The organism is Inquilinus sp. OTU3971, assembly GCF_038440215.1.
In genome coordinates this window covers 1-432 of sequence record NZ_JASATH010000450.1, presented here as the reverse complement: position 1 = coordinate 432, position 432 = coordinate 1, and the positions used below count along the sequence as shown (strand labels likewise).

Below are 432 nucleotides of genomic sequence, written 5' to 3'. Positions count from 1 at the left end.
GCCTCGAGCCGCGCCGCGATGTTGATCCCATCCCCGAGCAGGTCGTCGCCTTCGACCACCACGTCGCCGAGGCTGATTCCGATCCGATAGACGATGCGATGTTCGGACGGGATTTGCGCCTGGTCGCTTGTCACTTCTTCCTGCAGAGCGACCGCGCAGGCGACCGCGTCAACGACGGAGCCGAATTCGATGATGGCTCCGTCGCCCATCAGCTTGACGAGGCGTCCCATGTGCTCTGCGATCAGCCGGTCCGAGATCTGGCTACGCACGCGTCTGATGTCGGCCAGCGTGCGAGCCTCGTCCGTTTCGACAAGCCGTGAATAGCCGACGATATCGACGGCCATGATCGCCGCGAGGCGCCGCTCGACCCGGACATTTGCCATGAACGCCTCCCGGCGTCGTCCGATAGGCTCGTCAATCGATGTTGTGGCT

Annotated in this window: 1 protein-coding gene; it reads right to left on the bottom strand. The window is 63.7% G+C overall.

Going from position 1 to position 432, the window contains the following annotated elements; genetic code table 11:
• Window positions 1-383, bottom strand: a 383-nt coding sequence (locus AAHM41_RS40365; protein ID WP_342242282.1) for an adenylate/guanylate cyclase domain-containing protein, incomplete at its 3' end; no start/stop codon positions are given.
• Window positions 384-432: the final 49 nt, after the last annotated feature.